The organism is Chitinophaga sp. CC14, from assembly GCF_048957795.1.
GTDB lineage: Bacteria > Bacteroidota > Bacteroidia > Chitinophagales > Chitinophagaceae > Chitinophaga > Chitinophaga ginsengisegetis.
The window spans coordinates 704,476-725,145 of record NZ_JARBFY010000006.1 but is presented as its reverse complement, the minus strand read 5'-3'; the positions used below and the strand labels follow the sequence as shown (position 1 = coordinate 725,145).

Sequence of the window (20,670 nt, the reverse complement as noted above, 5' to 3'; positions counted from 1 at the left end):
CCGTTTGTTATGCAAAAGAAATTTGTACCGGTGATGATCACCCCCTTTAATCTGAAAGCGCAGATTGACCATGACATGGTGGAGCACCTGGTAGATTTTTATCTGGATGCCGGCGTAAAAGGTTTTTTCGCCAACTGCCTGTCGTCCGAAATGTACAGTATCAGCGAGGATGAGCGACTGGAGCTGACACGCCACGTAGTGCGCTATGTGAATGGCCGCGTGCCGGTAGTAGCCACCGGGTCGTTTGGTCTTACCATCAAAGACAAAGCGCTGTTTACACAAAAGATCTATGATACCGGTGTGGATTCTGTGATCATGATCACCGGTCACTTTGCCAATATAGATGAACCGGATGCAGTACTGCTGCAAAGATTTGAGGAATTGTTTTCGCTCACCGGTGATATTCCGTTAGGCTTATACGAATGCCCTGCGCCTTATAAAAGAGTGATTACACCGGAAATCCTGCAAACCTTACTGGCTACCAACCGCCTCATTTATCACAAGGACACTTCCTGCAAAGTAGAAAACGTGCGCGCCAAACTGGCCGTAACAGCGGGCAGCCGGCTGGAGTTCTACGATGCGCATACGCCTAATGCGGTAGCATCTATGCAAATGGGAGCCGCCGGCATGTCATCTATCTCCGGAAATTTTTATCCTGAAATACTGGTGTGGCTGTGTAATCATGTAAATGATGAAAGCCGGCAGGAAGATGTGCGCTGGATACAATCGGAGCTGCAAAGAGTAGACCCTTTGATCCATGTAGCCTATCCGCTGAGCGCAAAATATTTTCTGCAGTTAAGAGGCATTCCTGTACGTACCATCAGCCGCGCCCATGCGCTGGAGCTGACGCCGGAACAGAAAGAAACCTTGCAGCAGATTTACCGTGATTTTAAAGGCTGGTGCGAGCGTTTACAGATCCGGGAAGTGGTGTCGGCGCCTTTGCCTTCACATTAAATCGATGTTATTTCTGACAGGAAGTTATGACGGCAACCGGCCAATGTGTAGTTTAGAGAAAGATCCTTATGCTAATTCACACAATAGATGTCAAGCAGTCCATACAATCCTCAGCAAGATGAACAGTTCCTGTGGGTCCGGCTCCGTAACGGAGACCGGGACGCCTTTGGGGAAATATACCGGCGCTACTTTCCGTTGCTGTTCCGCTACTGCATCCGGTTTACAACAGACCGTGCATTGGTGAAGGATATGTTACAGGACTTCTTCTCGCAGCTATTTGTGCAAAGGGCCGGCCTTTCACTTCCTGTCAGCCTCAAAAGCTACCTGATGGTAGCCGCCAGGAGAAAGCTGTTCAGGTATCTTGATAAGTCGGCGCACGGCCCTGCCAGCCTCGACGAAGGCACTGCCTCCACTTTCGCCCTGGAGCTTTCCCCGGAAAGTATCCTCATCAACCGGCAGCATACCGAAAACGCCACGCGGTTGCTGCAACAAAAACTGAATGCCCTTACCCTCCGCCAGAAAGAAGCCGTATACCTGCGTTTCTATGAAGGTCTTTCCTACGAGGAGATTGCCGATATTATGGTATTGAAAGAAGTAAAGTATGCCCGGACGTTAATATACCGGGCCATAGCAGAATTAAAAGAGCTGCTGGCACAGGATGAATCAGCCCTGATGTTCCGTTAAGCGAATTTTGTCTTTCTCAGGATTAAACTGATTATACTGATTTAGGGATTTGATCACTTTTGATTTTAAATGATTTTGGGAGATATTAGCGATATCCGCTTATATCTCCCAAAATCATTTAAAATCAATTTATAAAATCCAAAAAGTAAAATCAAAGTAATCAGTATAATCAGTTTAATCCTGAGAAAGACAACATCCGCGAAAAAAAATATCCGTTTCCCTGAGGGTATTTTTTCGATCCGTGACTCTTCTTATTGTACAAGGTACTTTTTTATGAACTATAGTGAATTCGACGCAGCAGATTTTGCTGCGGATGACTTATTCCGTGCGTGGGTGCTGGAAGAAACAGGTGCTGCTTTCTGGGAAGGCTGGATAACAGCGCATCCCGAAAAGGAAGCGGCACTGCAGGATGCCCGCGCATTGGTGCTGGCACTACGGTTCCGTACCAACGAAATAAGCATGGAAGAAATGGATGCGGTGAAAGATCAGATAGATCTGTTGCTGGACGAACCCGTTATTAAAAAAAATAACGGAACTGCCCGCAGGCCCTGGTACTATGCCCTGGCTGCCGCTGCCGCCGTGTTGCTGTTTGCCGGTATATGGTATGCACAGGGAAGCGAACCACCCATTGAAAACATTTTTGTTCAAACCGGTTTCGGGGAAACCAAAACGCTGCAACTGCCCGACGGTTCTATTGTACAGCTGAATGCCAATTCATCTGTTTCTTATCCCCGCAAATGGACAAAAGAAAATGTAAGAGCAGTAACGCTGAACGGCGAAGCCTATTTTAATGTATCCAAATCGCCCGCCGGATTGCATCCCAAATTCCGGGTGCTGATGCCGCAGGTCACCATTGAAGTAAAAGGAACTGCCTTTAATGTATACCACCGTCACGACCAGGTGAAGGTATTGCTGGAAGAAGGAAAGATTGTAGTGAACGATAGCCTGGATATGAAACCTGGCGACATGATGTCTTTTACGCCGGGAGCACATCACCGGCTGCAGGCAGATCCTGTGCAGCTTACCGCGTGGAAGCAACACCGGCTCCTGTTCAGGGACACGCCGTTGATAAGCGTTGCACAGCAACTGGAAGATATTTACGGTTATAAGATTCAGTTCAGGAATAAGAAAATGGAAGGCCTGTTATTTACGGGCGCCGGTCCTGCTGATGATCCTTCGATGGTGTTGAAAGCTATGGCCACCGTACATCAGCTGAAAATGAAACAAAGCAATTCAGTTATCATTTTTGAATAAGGTTTTTAAAATTTACAGTTATGCAAAAGAGCTTTACGAAGCTTTATTCTCCCTGGAGAGCAATGCTGCTGTTGTTGCTGCTGCTGACCACCGAAACCAGCGCACAGCAATTAATGGTAAGAAGCGGAAATACTCCCGGGGAAGCAGGAACCATCCCACTCCGGCAGATGCTGACCAACCTCGAAACAAGGTTTAACATCAGCTTTAATTATTCGCCGACACAGGTGGCGGATAAATTTGTAGCAGGAAAACAACTCCGTGTTACCGACAGCAACCTGGAAGTCCAGCTAACGAAAATGCTTACACCACTGGGTTTGCAGGCAGTAAAATTAAGCGATCACGATTATGCGATCCGTCCTTCAGGCGGAGAAGCCAACACCACCAAAGCACAGGAAGTTACCGTAAAAGGCATCGTCACCGATGAAAGCGGCGTAGCCCTTCCCGGTGTAAGCGTACATGAAAAAGGAACCTCGAATGGTACGGCTACCAACGTAGACGGGCAGTTTACTATTAAGGTAGCCGGCAGCAATGCGGTGCTCGTATTCCGCTCCGTTGGCTACCAATCAAAAGAAGCAGTGGCCGGCAACGGTAACCTGCAGGTGCAGTTAGTGGCTACCGTACGCAGTTTGGACGACGTGGTAGTTACCGCCCTCGGTATTAAGCGCCAGGAGAAAGCGCTCGGCTACTCTATTGCCACGCTGAAAGGCGACCAGGTAAGCACCGTAAAAGAAGTGAACATTGCCAACGCTTTAGCCGGTAAAGTAACCGGTGTAAACGTAAGAAGCACCAGCTCTGATCCGGGTGGTACTTCGCTGGTAACCATTCGCGGCCAAAGCAGCATGGAAGGCTATAACCAGCCTTTGTATGTAGTGGATGGTATTCCCATTGCACCGGCGGTACGTAACCCGAAACAACCCGTAGGACAGGTAGTAGTGGATTATGGCAGCACCATCTCGGATATTAACCCGGATGATATCGCCAGCATCTCTGTACTGAAAGGCGCCAGTGCCTCCGCTTTGTATGGCTCCCGCGCTATCAACGGCGTGATCCTCATTACTACTAAATCCGGCTCAGGCGCCACTAAAGGTTTAGGCGTTTCCGTTAACTCCAGCGCCATGTTTGATCAGCCCTGGCTGTTTCCGAAATTCCAGAATGAATTTGGTTCCGGCGACCGTGAAGGTTCGGATGAAACTATTTCTGATGCTTCCTGGGGACCACGGCTGGACGTAGGTACCAAACATGTACAATGGAACAGCCCTTTGGATGCAAACGGACAGCCTATTCCAACCGACTGGGTATCTTACCCCGACCGGCATAAGGATTTCTTCCGTACCGGATCTACCTTCACCAATAACATTGCCATCACCGGTAATAACAAGGATGGTAACTTCCGCCTGTCGTTTACCAACCTGAAAAATGAAGGCATCATTCCAAATACCGATCTGAAAAGAAATACGCTCAACCTCGCGGCAGGATATAATCTGAATTCCAGCATCAGGGTGAGTACCAATATCGGCTATACGAAAAACAGCAGTGGCAACCGGCCTACTTTTAACCGGGGAAGCGTGAGTAACATCGTATATACCACTACGCCCAACGTAGATATCAGGCAGCTGCGCAACTACTGGTTGCCCGGTAAAGAAGGTCTGAAGCAGTTTTCACATGTACCCGGATCTACCGATAACCCTTACCTGGTGGCATATGAATTCATCAACGGGTTTGACCGTGACCGTATGACCGGTAACGTGGAACTAAATATCCAGATCACGAAAGACTTATCGCTGATGGGTCGTACCGGTATGGATCTCTACTCTGAAACACGCGAAAGTAAACGTCCTTTCAGCGCAGTAAAGAACCCAACCGGCGCATATGCTTTTGAAACAGAATTTTTCAGGGAACAGAATACCGACTTCCTGTTGAGTTATAAAAAGAATATCAACTCCGATTTCTTTGTATCTGTTTCCGCAGGCGCCAACCGCATGAACCAAACCGGCAAGGGCTCCAGCCAGAAATCAGAAGCACTGGTGATTCCAGGACTATACAATATTTCCAATGCCAAAGCAGGTACGGTAGTAAATAATTCCAGCAGGTATACCAAACGGATCAACAGCGTGTACGGCATGGGACAGGTGAGCTTCCGCAACTATGCATTCCTGGATCTGACAGCGCGTAACGACTGGTCCAGTACCCTGCCCGCCGGCAACAATTCCTATTTCTATCCTTCGGCTTCACTGAGCCTCATTGTATCAGATATGCTGGGTATTAAATCGGATGCATTGTCTTTTGCAAAGATCCGTGCCAACTGGGCACAGGTGGGTGGTGATACCGATCCCTATAATTTGTACAACACCTTCAGCTTTGGCCAGGACTGGAACGATGTGAAGCTGGCAAACATCAGCAATGTGCTGAAAAATAACCGGCTGAAACCACTGATTGCTACCTCGCATGAATTTGGTGCTGATGTTCGTTTCCTGAAAGGAAGACTCGGTATCGACTTTACTTATTATAACACCGTAAACCGTAACCAGATCATCAGGATACCGGTAACAATGGCTACGGGTTATTCCAACATGGTAACCAACGCCGGTAAGATCAGGAACAAAGGCATTGAAATCGGGTTGAATGCAACACCGGTAGCAGGGCCATTCCGCTGGGATCTGCAATTAAACTATACCCGTAACCGTAATAAAGTGCTGAAGCTGATTGATGGCGTGAGCAGTTACCAGTTGGGCAGTGCAGAAGGTATCCGCTTCCTTGTAAAAGAAGGCGCTGAAATGGGCGACATGTATGCGCAAACCTGGGCTACCGTACCGGATGGGGAATTTAAAGGTCAGCCTTTATTGAGTGATGAAGGTGGTTACCAGCAGTTAAATGATTATGTAAAGATAGGTAACTATAACCCCGACTTTATGCTCGGTATCAATAATACCTTTACTTACAAAGGGTTTACGCTGAATGTGCTGATCGACTGGCGCCAGGGCGGTAACTTCTTCTCTTATGTGGCAAAGAACCTGTTGAGTGATGGCCGTACACAAACCACTGTTCCGGGTCGTGATCCGAAAACCGGTGGCCTGGCCTGGAAAGATGCAGATGGCAACAACCGCACAGATGGCATGATCCTTTTCGGTTATGTAGATGACGGAAACGGTAAATACAAACTCAATGATAAGGTTACCGATCCGGAAAACTATTATGGTGAATACTACTGGAGTTTCAATGGCCGGTCTACTTTCGACGCCAGTTATGTAAAGCTCCGGGAAGCATCTCTCACCTATACCTTTTCAAAGAAAACACTGGGTAAGCTGCCACTGGGAAATCTGACAGTATCACTGATTGCACGCAACCTGTTTACCTGGACTGCTGCAGAACAAGGGTACGATCCGGAAACGGCAATGACGATCTCCAACGGTAGTTTCTCTCCGGGCGTAGCCAGCTGGGGATTGCCTTACACCCGTTCTTATGGCGCTAAGGTAGGTTTCAATTTCTAAACCAATAATTATATGGTTATGCAACGCATGCCTTTTAAATACCTGATACTGATTTTCGGCGTTCTCTTTGCATCCTGCGAAAAGGGGCTGGAAGATATCAATGTGAATCCGAACGAGTCGGAAGTGATCAATCCTGAATTCTTATTGTCCTCCGTGCTGATCAATACCGCGTATGATTACCAGAAAGAAGCTTACTTTGATAAGCCTGCTTCTGCCGGTCGTTATATCACGATGGTGCGGAACGAGGGAAACGATAAGTTCGACTGGGGCCCTCAAAGCTGGGATGGCTACTATTCAAAGTTATCATCCAACCGGGAAATGATGGACCTGGCAAAGAAGCTGAATGTACCGCAGTACGTATCTGTAGGCAAGGTGCTGGAAGCTTTTAACTTTGCATATATCACTGACCTGTTTGGCGATATTCCTTACAGTGAAGCGTTGTTGCTGAAGAGTCAAACGCTGGCGCATCCGAAGTATGATCCGCAACAGGCGGTATACCCGGCTTTACTGCAAACACTGAAAGAAGCCAATGACGAGCTGTCCACCATGACCGATAAGGTAGATACTAAAGCAGATGTGATGTACAAAGGAGAGCCGCTGAACTGGCGGAAGTTTGCCAACTCACTCCGTTTGCGGATGTTGCTACGGATCTCTAAAAACTATCCCACTGCATTCACAGAAATGCAGGAGATCCTGAACAATAAAAGTAAATATCCCATCTTTGAAAGCAATGCAGACAATGCAGAAATTGTTTACCAGGGTGCTGTAGCCGCCAACAGCTGGCCCGGTAGTTTGCAGGCGAGTTCATATGATGAATTCGATAAGCGCAAGCCCAGCAAGGAAATTGTAGATGCATTATTACAACGCAATGACCCCCGCCTGAAAGTATGGATAGCCCGCGTGGATTCGCTGACAGGATGGAAAACAGATCCCAATCCTTATGTGGGTGTACCTAACGCGATTCCTGCGCCCTACGATTATAATGGGGGTAAGAATAATATCTCCCGTCTTTCTTCTCTGTTTAGCAGCAGCAAGGCGGATATGTTAAAAGCCAGCATGCTTACCTATGCAGAAGTTTGTTTCATCCTAGCAGAGTGTGTGCAGGCGGGCAAAGTAACCGTGCCGGGTAAAACAGCGGAAAGCCTCTACTATGATGGCATCCATGCCAACATGAAATTTTATGGCGTAGATCAGGCAGCTATTGATGCCGGTTATTTCAACCAGGCGTCTGTAAAATACAATGGTACCCTGGAACAACTCATCGGTCAGAAGTGGATTGCCGGTTTCCTGAAAGGCGCGGAAGCGTGGTTTGATAACCGCCGCACCGGCCTGCCTAAATTTGTACTGGGTCCTATGTCGTCTACTACGGTGCTGCCTAAACGATATATTTATCCTACCGGCGAAAGAGATACCAATGAAGAACAATACCAGAAAGCACTCACCGTATTTGGAGCAGATAAACAAACCACGCTGATGTGGTACCTGAAGTAAAAGCTATGAAGAAAATATTGATAAGCGGGTGGCTGCTGGCCACCTGCTTTTTACAACAAGCATATGCCCAGCGTTTGCGGCCCGACAGGATTGTATTGAATGTAACGGAAGACCCTTCCCGCTCAGCGGCAGTTACCTGGAGAACCAGTGAGGATGCAGCTGTCAGTTATGCCGAACTGGCGCCTGCTACTGCCGATCCGCGTTTCACGGCAACGGCTGTAAGATATACTGCGGTTACAACACCGCCTTTCGCAGATTCCTTACCGGTACGGTATCATCATTTTACGTTCAACAGCCTCCAACCCAATACCAACTACGTATACCGCGTAGGGCAGGGGGACAACTGGAGTGAATGGTTTTCATTCCGCACTGCAGGATTGCCGGGCGAACCCTTTTCATTTATTTACCTGGGAGATGCGCAGGTAAACATCTTTTCCATGTGGTCAAGAACTATCCGCAAAGCCTGGTCGGTGGCGCCGGATGCACGCCTCATCATTCACGCGGGCGACCTCGTGAACAGGGGCAATAATAACAACGAATGGCAGCAATGGTTTGAAGCAGGTGGCTTTATTCATAGCACCGTTCCCGGTATGATGACCACAGGTAACCACGAGTATTACGAAAACGCTGCAGGACAGGATGTTCCTTCTGCTTTCTGGCGGCCACAGTTTACCTTGCCGGAAAACGGTCCGGTGGGATTGGAGGAAACCTGCTACTATACAGATGTACAGGGCATGCGTTTTATTTCACTCAACTCACAGGAGGTGGAAATATCCGATACATTACTGGCCCGTCAGAAGGTATGGCTGGAACTGTTGCTGAAAAACAATCCCAACCGGTGGACGGCCATCACGTTCCATCACCCGGTATTATCCACCAAGAAGAGCCGCAACAATGAGCGGCTGCGTGAAAACTTTAAGCCGCTATTCGACAGGTATAAAGTAGACCTCGTATTGCAGGGGCATGACCACACCTACGCACGTGGCCGCGATGGCAACAAGGGACCGGTATACGTGGTGTCTGTAAGCGGACCCAAAATGTCGGAGATCGATCCGCAGCCGTGGATGACCCGCACCGGCTCCTATACACAGCTATTCCAGGTAGTGGATGTGAAACCAAAGATGATATCGTTCCGCGCCTATACGACTACCGGTGAATTGTATGATGCCTTTGACCTGGAGAAACAAGCCAACGGAGAAAATCTCCTGAAGAATAAAATGAAGTAACCGTCCTGCTATTCCTTTTTTTTATATTAATCAGTTTATGAAATAATGAGAGGATTCCTTATCATATTGTTTTTCATTCCGCAACTTTGTACAGCACAGGTAACGATTGTATCGAAAGATAAGCAGATCGCCGCACAGGTATTACAGGAAGAAGTGAAACGCCGTACTGGTATCGTATGGCCCATTACAGCGCAGACGCCGGAAAAAGGGAGGGTGATCATCTTTCAAACAAAGAAATGTGATAAGGAGTCTTATCATATCCGCACCACAGGGCGTACCATTCTCATAGAAGGAGATGGTTCCCGCGGTTTGTTATATGGCGCGGGCTACCTGCTGCGCATCATGCAGTACTGGCAAAAGGAGGCCGTGTTACCGGAGGTGATCAATGCAGATGCCACACCTGAAAAGGGTATCCGTGGTCACCAGATCGGTTACCGCAACCTGGCTAACTCCTACGACGGGTGGACGCCGGAACAATATGAACAATATATCCGCGACCTGGCCATCTTTGGGGCTAACAGTATAGAAGCCATTCCGTTTATGCCGGCATCACCGCATTTCACCGTTTCTTCCAACGAAATGACCCGCCGGATCAGCGGGTACTGTAAAAAATACGACCTGGATTTTTCAGTATGGACACCCGCTACTTTTGACCTGAAGGATACTGCTAAAAGACATGATTTCCTGATGCAGTTTGATACACTGTTCCGCGAATCGGTGCGGCTGGATGCGGTGTTCTTCCCCGGTGGCGATCCCGGCAACAATGCGCCGCAGCTGGTGCTGCCATTGCTGGAGGACTTAGCCGTTCCCTTAAAACAGTATCACCCGGAAGCTGCTATCTGGTTATCGCTGCAAGGCTACGATTCCACGGAGTGCGCATTCGTTTATTCCTATATCCATCAATACAAACCGTTGTGGCTGGGAGGTATAGTAGTGGGGCCTTCCAGTCCTACGCTGGAAGATACCCGTGCAGCTTTGCCACCGCAATACAAGATCCGTCATTACCCGGATATTACCCATACCGTTCGCTGCGACTATCCCGTGGTGTGGTGGGACCCGGCATTTGCGTTTAGCCTTGGCCGTGAGCCCGTGAATCCGCAGCCGGTATATTATGCAAACGTCTACCGTTTTATTGCGCCCGATATGGATGGCTTTATCAGCTACTCCGATGGCGCGCACGATGATATCAATAAAATGCTCTGGAGCATGCTGGGCTGGAACAGCCAGGCCGATGTGCGGGAGATGATGACCCAGTACGCCAATTACTTTTTCCCTTCCGCTTCGCCGGAGCTGGTAGCAGATGGTATCCTCGCACTGGAAAAGAACTGGGAAGGACCGGTGGCAGATAATGGAGGTATAACGGCCACGCTTACACTGTGGCAGCAACAGGAACGGCTACACGGAGAATTGTCCGGCAACTGGCGCTGGCAGATGTGTTTGTTAAGAGCCTATTACGATGCGTATACCCGTGAGCGTGCCATCCGGGAAGCCGCGCTGGAAGCGGAGGTGAACCGCACCTTGCTGGAGCATAAGGGCAATGAGATCGCCAATGCCGAAAAGATCCTGCAACAGGCAGATAAAAAAGTAATGCCGCAATGGCGCGATCGTATTGTAGCGTTGTGCGATGAGCTATACAAATCAGTAGCCCTGCAAACCAGTGTGGCAAAGTATAAAGCTGCCGGGCCGGAACGGGGAGCGGTGCTGGATTTCCTGGACCGGCCGTTGAATAACCGCTGGTGGCTGGAAGATAAGTTCCGTTATATCAAAACGCTTCCGTTGGCGGAGCAGCGTAAGGCGCTGGATACTTTAGGGAGATGGGAGAATCCGGGGCCAGGCAGTTTCTACGATGATATTGGCAATGTATCAAAATCACCGCATGTAGTCCGGCCAGAGGACCTGCACACCGATCCGCTGATGCGCCGCAGTGATACGCCGGGGTTCGACTGGTGGGAGAGTGGCTACAGCCGTAAACGGTTGTCGTGGATGGTGAGCCTTCGCTGGCCTTCCGCCATGCGTTATGATCACCTCGATACTACCGCGCACTACGTGGTAAGAATAACAGGTTATGGCGAAAGCCTGCTGCGCGCGAATGGCGTATTGCTCAAGCCATCTCTCTATAACAAAGGAATAGGAGAGATAAAAGAATTTCCGGTACCCGCAGCTATCAGTAAAAGCGGTACGCTACTGCTGACATGGGATAACATCGACGAAGAACATCTTAACTGGCGACAACATTCAAGGGTCACAGAAGTGTGGCTCATTAAATTATAAAATTATTGGGATGATGAAAATAACTTACCTGGCGGCAGCCCTGCTGCTGTCGTGTTCTGCCCGTGCCACGTCCGACCTGCCTTTTACACAGGCGGTTTCTGTTAAGTACAACGTTCCGCAGGGATTGGAGCTGATCAAAGTGATCACCGATTACAACGATAACGTACAGGTGCTTACGAAGCAGGGCTTTTATCGCCTCAGCGGAAATGACCTGGTGCGCGATCTGCGTTTCCGCCCGCTGGCGCAGAAGATCCCCGTGGATGTTACTACGCAGGAAGGAAGTGGTCATTTATATTATCTCTATGCAGATAAATGCCTGACCAATGGCTATGCAGGCATCCCGTATATCAATCTCCCGCAGGGGAAATTTAACCGGGTGGCGGTAGATGCTGCCGGTCGTATGCTGTTGTCTGGCAGCAACGCACTGGCCATTGGCAACAACGGAAAACTGGAAGAGCTGCCGCTTATTCCAGAAGGCGTGCAACGGATGGAAGCTAATGGAGGCACTTTCTTTATCTTAACCAATAAAGCCGTGTATGTGCTGAAGGATCATCGCTTTGTGCCGGTACACACGGTGAAAGACGCTACCGCAATGGCTTTCAAAGGAAACGATATCCTGCTCGGTACTGCTAATGGTTACTATGGTATTAACCGCAACAGTGGTGATACAAGTATGTCGCTGCAAACGCGTGTACCCGTTCCAGTTATCAGTGAACTGCTGGTGACCAACGGGCATATATGGGCAGGCACCGGTGCTGGTACTTTTATGCGCACCGATTCCGGCACCTACCGTTACTTTGCTTCCAAACGCTGGCTGGATCAGGATGTGGTGAAAAGTATGGCCGCCGATAGTCATGGTGATGTGTATGTATTAACCGGTACCGGTCTTAATAAAATTGCTTTTATACAACAAACACTTGCGCAGAAAACCGCTTTCTTTGAACGCAAGATCCGTGAGCGGCACATCCGCTATGGCTTCATCGCCAACCTCCACCTGAATCCTCCCGGCGACGTAGGATCAGCTGAAATGGCGGATACCGATAATGACGGATTATGGAGCAGCTTTTACCTCGGCAGCCAGGCTTTCCGTTATGCGGTTACACATGATCCAACGGCTAAAAGATATGCCTGGGAAGCGTTTGAGGCATTTGAAAGAATTTTATCCATCAACCAGTTAACAGGATTTCCTTCCCGGACATTTGAAAGGAAAGGCTATAAAAATTCTGACCCTGAAAGATGGCGCGATTCACCCGATCCCGAATGGGAGTGGAAGGGCCATACCAGCAGCGATGAATATGTAGCCTATATCTGGATTACCGCGGTATTAAACGAAATGGTGGCAGAAACACCGGAAGAAAAGAAGCGGGTCACTGCTTTTATTGATAAGATCATGACGCACATTGTAGATCATAAGTATACAATGGTGGACATTGACAACAAGCCCACGCTCTGGGCCCGCTGGAACCCGGAGTACATCAACTGGTACCCGACTACCATCGGCGACCGGCGACTGGGCAGCACTACTATCATTGCGGGTTTACAGCTGGCGTATAAATTAACAGGCAAAGAAAAATATAAAACAGAAGCGTATAAATTGCTTAACAAGTACGGCTATCTGAAAAATATACAGATCGACTACCGCACCATCAAACCCACACCAGGATACCTGCACCAGGGAATTGATATGGGGATGGGCGACTGGAATCATTCTGACGATGAAATGGCTTTTCTTACTTATTGGGTGTTGTATAAATACGCATTCACCGATGAGCTGAAGGCACAATACAAAGGCGCTATCCGTAACCACTGGGAAGTGGAGCAACCGGAGAAGAACGCCGTATGGAACCTGATTACACTGGCCACCACAGGAGACTTCGACGCATCTGCCACTACCTGGTGGCTGCAAACTTTCCCGATGGACCTGATCAGCTGGAAGATTACCAATTCTAACCGTAAAGATATTACCCTCCTTCCGCCAAATTTCCGGCACCAGTACACCGAAGTGCTGCTGCCACTGGATGAACAGCCCGTACACCGTCATAACGCCAACGCCTTTACCCTGGATGGTGGCAGCAACGGCGAATCCGAGCTGGCAGGAGATGAATTTTTGTTGCCCTACTGGATGGCGCGTTACCTGAAAGTATTAGAATAATTTAAAAGTATGAAACAACTTTATACGGCAGGCATCCTGTTGATGCTGGCGATGAATGCGGCGGTACAGTCGCCTTCACCCAAACCCAAAATTGTAGTAGGCATGATGGTAGACCAGATGCGTTGGGATTACCTGTACCGCTACGCCGCAAGATATGGAAATGGCGGCTTTAAACGCCTGTTGCGCGAAGGTTTTAAATGTGAACAAACGTATATCAATTACGCGCCTACAGTAACCGCCTGCGGACATACTTCCGTATACACCGGCAGCAGCCCGGCAGTGCATGGCATCGTGGACAACGACTGGTACAGCCGGGAGTTACAGCGATCCATGTACTGCACGGAAGACAGTACCGAAACCACGGTAGGCGCAGAAGGAAAAGCGGGGAATATGTCGCCCCGCAATCTGCTTGTTTCTACCGTAACAGATGAGCTGCGGCTGGCCACCAATTTCAAAAGCAAAGTAGTAGGCGTAGCGCTGAAAGACAGGGCCTCTATTCTTCCTGCAGGGCATACGGCCAATGCGGCTTTCTGGTATGATGGCAAGTCGGGTAACTTTATTTCCAGCAGCTATTATATGAAGGCGCTCCCCGAATGGGCGCAACGCTTCAACGAACAACAGCTCCCGGTGAAATACCTGGACAAAGGCTGGGAAACATTATATCCCATCAACAGCTACACACAAAGCGCTGCGGATAATAAAGACTATGAGAAATCATTTGGTCATGAAAAGGCGCCGGTATTTCCGCACACTTTCACCGGCAGGGAAAAGAACTCCATACGTACCACTCCTTATGGCAACACGCTTACTTTTGCCTTTGCCAAAGCAGCCATAGAGGGGTACGCTCTCGGCGCCGGTACAGAAACAGATTTTCTGGCCGTCAGCTTTTCTTCTCCTGATGCTGTTGGCCACCAGTTTGGTCCTAACTCTATTGAAGAAGAAGATCTCTATCTGCGGCTTGATAAAGACCTGGAAGCATTCTTCACCTATCTCGATAAAAGATTCGGCAAAGGAAACTATCTCTATTTTATTACCGCGGATCATGGCGTGTCGCAGTCGCCCGGCTTCCTTGAAACACACCGACTGCCAACCGGTTTGCTGGATGCAGACGCGTTATTGAAAGACATTAACACCGCTATTGCGGAGCAATTTGGTGTGGCAAATGGCATAGCGGCTTTGTCGGCTTACCAGCTATATCTCAACCGGCCCGCCTTTGCCGCCCGGAACATTCCATTGCAACAGGTAATAACACTGGTAACAGAGAAGTTGAAAGCAACTCCCGGTATAGCCGACGCCGTTAGTTTACACGACCTCGGTACGGCCGCTTTGCATGAGCCATTACGCACCATGCTGATAAATGGCTACAATAAGCAGCGCGGCGGCGATGTGATCCTGCTGATGCAGGCCGGCTGGAAAGATGGTGGCCGCAGCGGTGCCACACATGGCCTGTGGTATCCCTATGATGCGCATATCCCGCTTGTTTGGATGGGCTGGGGGATTAAGCCCGGCAAAACCTACCGTACCACCGGTATGACGGATATTGCGCCTACAGTGGCGGCGCTGCTGAATATACAGGTGCCGAGTGGGAATATCGGGGAGGTGATTTGGGAGGTGTTGAAGTAGAGATGTTGCTGAGTAGCATCATTGAAAGATGATGCCGCTATTTTATATATCTTCGGAAAAAATCAATTTGTGCGTAATCCCACCCGGAGAAACAGGAATATCGGCACTTCCAAACAAGGACATGGCCAGCAAAATACGCTCACTATACCAAAGTCCGCGGACTACCGGATGTTTTATGAGCGCCTGGGAACATACGAAAAGCAAGAACGGGTTATAAATGGACATACATTTCTTTTTGTTATCGAAAAAAATACGACTTCTTTCAAGCATGCCTGTACTGTAAAAGATATCGAAAGGATGATCAGTTATATTCCTCCTGCTGACTATGGTAATTTGAAACTCATTGTATTACGTCAGCCCAAAAGAAAAGAGGCAATTCTCTCAGGGGTTTGGGGACGGCTTATTTACTCCTATGAGTTTGAGGATGACTATTATCCTGCAGTTATACTGGAAGCGGCTGACTATAAGAGCAAACTGAAATGGTCACGTAAGCTTGATCCTGATGGTCAGCAGGAATTAGCCAGGCTTCGCCGCGACGGACATTTCTTTACAGAAAGCAAAAGGAATTATACTGCATTGCTGGAAGCTGACAATGTAAGAAGCACCCAATTATACAGAACATTGCCTCATGAATTCGGTCATTATGTGCATTATTTGCAGGTGGTAAAACCATTTCAGGACGACCAGGAAAAGCGGGAAGAGCTGTATCTGCATCTGCCTAAAGATGAGAAAGAGAAATTTGCGCATCAATACGCGGATAAGCTGCGGCAGCGGCTACTACTTGAAAATTCGATTCCCTTTGAAAGACAGATGTAATGGTTACTTCCCGGATGCCTCTCCAATACTTAGGACATGGGTATCTCATGGACCATCCATGCACTATCTATACTGTTCGCATGCACTCCTCATGCACTATTGATGCACTATCCATGCACTATGTCCACATGAGGTCGCTAAAAATTCCGGGCTGAGGGTACGTCAGAGCCTTTCCGTGAGCTTCACCGTTACGGCATCTCCAGCTTCTTTCCCCAGTAGCTTTCTTAGTTCCACTTTTACAGGGAGCTTGTGGGTGCCATCTCCCAGGGCCATAAACGAGCTCTGAAAAGGGTGGTTGTCGATGGTGCCTTTTACCTTTACCAGGCCACGGGTGCCAAAAAATGCCACGGAATCGGGCCATATCACGTAGGTCCAGCCGCCGGCGTTGGGGCTTTTTTGCAGTGTTGCGCTAAACTGCTTGTTCAGCTTGCCTTTTGCGGGTGTTTCTTTTACAGTTGCCATATGAATATGATTTTGTAAGATAAAGGTAGCGCCGTTGCCGCAATGTGAGGGTTGGTTAAAACGACATTCTTAGGGGCGATTTGCGACAATTGTGAGATTGGGGAATCAATGCTTAATTTGTTGCTGGTCAAATATCGCATAATGTCATATCTGAAGATCTGTTGCCTTTTCTTTGTTTTGTATCAATCTGGTACCGATACCCGGCATATCACGGAGCGGTACCAGGAAATCAATGCCCGTATCGGAACGTACCGGCAGGTAGTAGTTGATACAGAAGAACGAAGTACAGAGGGCGGAGAGGTGACAGGTTATTTTTCGGGAGACAGTATTATGCTGATCACAGAGGACGTTTACGGGGAGATGGGAAAAAAGCGGACCGAAATTTACTACGATCATGGGACGCCGGTATTTATTTACAGGCGGGATTATCATTACAGCGTTCCTATGTACGACAACACCTTTAGCAATGCAAATATCAGTGTGGAAGAAGACCGGGTCTATTTCCGGAAAGGTAATATGATCAAATGGATCAATAAGAAAAAAGTCCCGCTCACAAAGCGGGACCCATCTTTTACAGCTTACGAGCAACGGTTGCTGAAATATGCGGCGCGACTACATCTCCGGCTCAACCCTTCATAACGCCACTCAATGGTTTCCGGTTATCAACCTTGCCTGCGGACATGGCAGTCAGGCTATCGAGGAACGTAACGGTTAATTTATCTCCTTCAAATACACATTGAATCCTGTCGCCATGCAGCGTTTCCACGAAGCGAAGGTTCAGTTGCAGCGTGTTGTTGTTGATCCAGGTAGCGGTGCCTGCTACTTTGGTGGGCTGATGGTTCAATCCCACTTCAGGGAATTTATAAAGCTGCCGTTCCTTATTCAGTGTCCATTTTTCCCAGCCGAGGCGGATATTGGCAACGCCTTCGGTTGTTTGCGTGGTCCAGGTGCAACCGGCTGGTGAGAAGTCGAACTGCATGGAGGTGGCATTAAAATCGTTTTTATCGAGTGTCCATGTTTTGTGGTTGTACCGGGAAGCCATGTCGTTGGCAGTGTTGCCTGTTACTACGGGCAGGGCTAAACGTCCCAGTGCTGTTTTTAGCGTGGCCTGTTCTGAAGGATTATCCGGCAGCACACCGTCGTGAAGAGCGGGCAGCAGGTGTTCCCAGATGATGTTAAGAGATTGCTGCATGTCGGCGGTTTGACTGGTCACTGCCAGCACTGCATCTTTATCGGGCATTACAATGCAATACTGACCAAAGGCGCCGTCGCCGCGGTAGGCGCCATGCCTGCACTGCCAGAACTGGTAGCCATATCCCTGGGCCCAGTCGCCGTTGCCTTGCTGTGAGGATGTTTGGTAACCGGTGGCATCTTTTACCCAGCTTTCGGTGAGTAATGTTTTGCCATTCCATTTTCCTTTTTGCAGATATAGCTGCCCCAGTTTTGCGATGTCTGTTGTTTTAACGCGGAGGCCATATCCGGCGGTATTTAATCCTTGCGGAGAGGTTTCCCAGTCGTACCCGGTAATATCCAGCGGCTCAAACAGCCGGGGAGCGAGGTATTGTTCCAGCGTTTGCCCTGTAACGGCATGGAGGATGGCTCCGAGCATATACGTAGCGCCGGTATTATACAGGAAATGGGTGCCGGGTTCAAAGTCTACGGGCTGTTCCAGGAACGTTTGTACCCAGGTTTTATTTGATTTAAGCATTGGCGGCATGGTGTCTGCGCCGTTGCCGGTGTTCATGGTAAGCAGGTGCTTTACCGTCATTTTCTGAAGATTAGGTGACGGGTTAGCAGGTACGTCTTTAGGGAAAAAAGAAACGATGGGGCTTTGGATATCTAGTTTGCCTTCTTTTACCAGCATGCCGATTGCTGTGCTGGTAAAGCTTTTGGAGAGAGAATACAGCGAGTGTGTAAATTCCGCCGCATAAGGATTCCACCAGCCCTCAGCCACAATATGACCGTGCCGCAATAAAACAAAGCTATGCCAGCTGATGCCGGAGGCATTGGCGGCTTCAATAAAAGAAAGGATTCCGCCGGATGATACTCCCTGCGATTCGGGAAGGGCATGAGGCAGCAGTACGGAAGGACGCCATAGTTGACTGATAGGGCCCAGCACCGGAAGAAGCCCGATACCCAGCCCCGTGTTTTTAATAAAATGTCTCCTGGATTGCATCGTGTTCATGGGAATTAAAGTGAAACGTGGAATGGATTTAAACAGATTTTCATCTTACAGGATAAATATAATATGTTTCCGGTAAGGAGTTCCATCAAAATAAAAATTCTTCTTACAGGATAAATCTAAAATAATTACTTTGTAATCTGTATCCCGATATATTTCTCTATGAAGCATATTTGTTTTTTTACCTGTTTGTTATTTGCATTGTTGCCCCGGACCGCTGCCCAGGAAAATACAACCGCAACATTTACCGGAAAGCTGGAAAATATCAGCAGGAGAGGTGCCCTTGCCGGGTTTGCAGTAGCAATAGTAACGCCGGATAGTATTCTTTATCAGCGTGCATTTGGTTTTGCAGATATCGCGGCACATCAGCCTTACACGATTAACACGTTGCAACCTATTGCTTCTGTTAGTAAAACAGTAGTGGGGGTAGCTATCACAAAGGCAATAGAACTGGGTTTGTTTACGCTGGAAACCCCTGTAAATGATATCCTTCCATTTAACGTGATCAATCCAAACTACCCGGGGGAAATTATCAGGGTAAAGCACCTGGTAAGTCATACGTCGGGAATTACAGACCGGCCGGCAGCTGTTAAAAGTGGATATATTTTTTGTAGTAAACGTGGGGATGAAACCGGTTTAGCTGCTGCCTTGCTGAAAGCCGGTTATGGTAACGGAGATGAGCAGGCAACACTGTCATCTTATCTCACTGATTATTTTCAACCTACCGGAAAATTATACAATAGCAGGAATTTTTTGAAAGCAAAACCGGGAGAAGTATATGAATACAGCAATATTGCCACTGCACTGGCAGCATGGTTGATTGAGGTGAAGTCGGGCATAAGCTTCCCCGCTTTTACCAGTAAATATATTTTTACGCCTCTTCAAATGGATCATACTTCCTGGTTAAGTAATTGTGATTCATCGGCCGGTATGGCTCATTTATATAACACCAATATGATGGCGTATCCACGCTACAGGTCAGCATCTTATCCCGACGGTGGACTGGTAACTTCCTGCCGGGAGCTGACAATTTATTTGCAGGAAATGATTAAAGGATATAAGGGGAAAGATGGAATATTACAGAAGGCTTCCTATGAGTTGTTGTATAAACCGATGTTTACCCCAGGTACAACGCCTCGTAACATGGAACCAAAAGAACCCAATATTGGTGTTATGTGGATACACCGGGTAAATGGGATAATTGGTCATACCGGCTCCGACGGAGGCGTGAGTGCATTTATGTTTTTTAAACCGGAGATGCAACTTGGACTGATCCTGATCAGTAATTCAGAAATTGAATCTACCGGTCAGGCCAACAAAAAGCAGCTGGCAGACTTCTCGGAAGTATGGAAAGAAATGGCCGATTTCGGAAAACAATTATTGCAGTAAACGGTTGATCATACTACTGTTTCTTCCTTTTTGCTATTCCCGGTTACCACCAGTACAACACCAAATACAACTACTTCTCCCACAAGGATCAACAGGTAATGCAGCGACCGCGTTTCATATTTCCCCGACACCCAGAAAAACAACAATGCGGAGAGGGCGCATACGATACCGGTTAATAAAAGGATCCATTTGGCAAACACCATTTGTTGATATGCCTTGTGTACTTCAGGCGTGGAGGGCGTTACATCCGGTTTTATTTTATTCAGCAGGTAGCCGTTTTCCATTGCATCAAATAACCAGGCGATGAGCTGGAGCCATGCGAGGCATTCAAAGAATATTTCGCCGGCGGGCGTCATCTTATCGGCTACCTGTATGCACAACAGGAAGATACTTCCATAGAGGGCGGGCATGAAAAGGAAATCGACCCACAGCTGTCCGCGGAGGGCTGAAAGCGTGCGTGATCGTTGCGGCGCCGGCAACGCGTAGATGCCTTTGATCAGTTCCGGAATTTCTTTGGAAGAAGCAGGAAACTGCAGATCGATGATGCTGAATTTGCGCACCACTACATCCAGGAGATAAAAGTGCCGTGCCTGCCGGAGCATAATAAAAGCGGTGAGCAGCAACAGGGCTGCAGAAAAACATAACCAACACCAGGCATTTGCAATAACAGGTTCCATA

Annotated in this window: 15 protein-coding genes; 12 read left to right on the top strand and 3 right to left on the bottom strand. The window is 48.4% G+C overall.

Annotation, left to right across the window (positions count from 1 at the left end; all coding sequences use genetic code 11):
• The first annotated feature begins 9 nt into the window (after positions 1-9).
• From PV783_RS33350 to PV783_RS33305, 10 genes are all read left to right on the top strand, one after another.
• Positions 10-954: a dihydrodipicolinate synthase family protein gene (locus PV783_RS33350; protein WP_111580318.1), complete on the top strand. Its 945-nt coding sequence runs from the start codon at positions 10-12 to the stop codon at positions 952-954.
• Between the two features lie 87 nt (positions 955-1,041).
• Positions 1,042-1,638, top strand: a complete 597-nt coding sequence (locus tag PV783_RS33345) for an RNA polymerase sigma factor (protein WP_079472362.1) — start codon at positions 1,042-1,044, stop codon at positions 1,636-1,638.
• Between the two features lie 273 nt (positions 1,639-1,911).
• Positions 1,912-2,892 carry a FecR family protein gene (locus PV783_RS33340; RefSeq protein WP_420991051.1) on the top strand — a complete coding sequence of 327 codons (981 nt, stop codon included), beginning with the start codon at positions 1,912-1,914 and terminating at the stop codon, positions 2,890-2,892.
• A gap of 20 nt (positions 2,893-2,912) precedes the next feature.
• Complete coding sequence (locus PV783_RS33335) at positions 2,913-6,380, top strand: SusC/RagA family TonB-linked outer membrane protein (protein WP_420991050.1); 3,468 nt, start codon at positions 2,913-2,915, stop codon at positions 6,378-6,380.
• Between the two features lie 12 nt (positions 6,381-6,392).
• A complete protein-coding gene (locus tag PV783_RS33330; protein WP_420991049.1) occupies positions 6,393-7,871 on the top strand; it encodes a SusD/RagB family nutrient-binding outer membrane lipoprotein in 1,479 nt (492 codons plus the stop codon).
• A gap of 5 nt (positions 7,872-7,876) precedes the next feature.
• A complete protein-coding gene (locus tag PV783_RS33325; RefSeq protein WP_420991048.1) occupies positions 7,877-9,097 on the top strand; it encodes a fibronectin type III domain-containing protein in 1,221 nt (406 codons plus the stop codon).
• 45 nt (positions 9,098-9,142) lie between these two features.
• On the top strand, positions 9,143-11,368 hold the full coding sequence (locus tag PV783_RS33320; protein WP_420991047.1) for a glycoside hydrolase family 20 zincin-like fold domain-containing protein: 2,226 nt from the start codon (positions 9,143-9,145) through the stop codon (positions 11,366-11,368).
• 10 nt (positions 11,369-11,378) lie between these two features.
• Positions 11,379-13,520, top strand: coding sequence for a hypothetical protein (locus tag PV783_RS33315; RefSeq protein ID WP_420991046.1), 2,142 nt, complete (start codon positions 11,379-11,381; stop codon positions 13,518-13,520).
• A 9-nt stretch (positions 13,521-13,529) separates the two neighbouring features.
• Positions 13,530-15,143, top strand: coding sequence for an alkaline phosphatase PafA (gene pafA / locus PV783_RS33310; protein WP_420991045.1), 1,614 nt, complete (start codon positions 13,530-13,532; stop codon positions 15,141-15,143).
• A 69-nt stretch (positions 15,144-15,212) separates the two neighbouring features.
• Positions 15,213-15,959 (top strand): hypothetical protein, encoded by a 747-nt coding sequence (locus PV783_RS33305; protein WP_420991044.1) that lies wholly within the window; start codon positions 15,213-15,215, stop codon positions 15,957-15,959.
• Positions 15,960-16,121: 162 nt separating this feature from the next.
• Here PV783_RS33305 and PV783_RS33300 read toward each other — a convergent pair whose 3' ends face one another.
• Positions 16,122-16,421 carry a DUF1905 domain-containing protein gene (locus PV783_RS33300; protein ID WP_420991043.1) on the bottom strand — a complete coding sequence of 100 codons (300 nt, stop codon included), beginning with the start codon at positions 16,419-16,421 and terminating at the stop codon, positions 16,122-16,124.
• Between the two features lie 141 nt (positions 16,422-16,562).
• On the opposite strand from PV783_RS33300, the gene PV783_RS33295 reads away from it, so the two are divergent.
• The gene (locus tag PV783_RS33295; protein WP_420991042.1) at positions 16,563-17,060 is read left to right on the top strand and encodes a hypothetical protein; all 498 of its coding nucleotides are present in this window, start codon (positions 16,563-16,565) and stop codon (positions 17,058-17,060) included.
• Here PV783_RS33295 and PV783_RS33290 read toward each other — a convergent pair.
• On the bottom strand, positions 17,047-18,606 hold the full coding sequence (locus tag PV783_RS33290) for a serine hydrolase domain-containing protein (RefSeq protein ID WP_420991041.1): 1,560 nt from the start codon (positions 18,604-18,606) through the stop codon (positions 17,047-17,049). The genes PV783_RS33295 and PV783_RS33290 overlap by 14 nt on opposite strands.
• A gap of 159 nt (positions 18,607-18,765) precedes the next feature.
• On the opposite strand from PV783_RS33290, the gene PV783_RS33285 reads away from it, so the two are divergent.
• Positions 18,766-19,992: a serine hydrolase domain-containing protein gene (locus PV783_RS33285; RefSeq protein ID WP_420991040.1), complete on the top strand. Its 1,227-nt coding sequence runs from the start codon at positions 18,766-18,768 to the stop codon at positions 19,990-19,992.
• 8 nt (positions 19,993-20,000) lie between these two features.
• Here PV783_RS33285 and PV783_RS33280 read toward each other — a convergent pair whose 3' ends face one another.
• Complete coding sequence (locus tag PV783_RS33280; protein WP_420991039.1) at positions 20,001-20,669, bottom strand: hypothetical protein; 669 nt, start codon at positions 20,667-20,669, stop codon at positions 20,001-20,003.
• Between the last annotated feature and the right edge of the window lies 1 nt (position 20,670).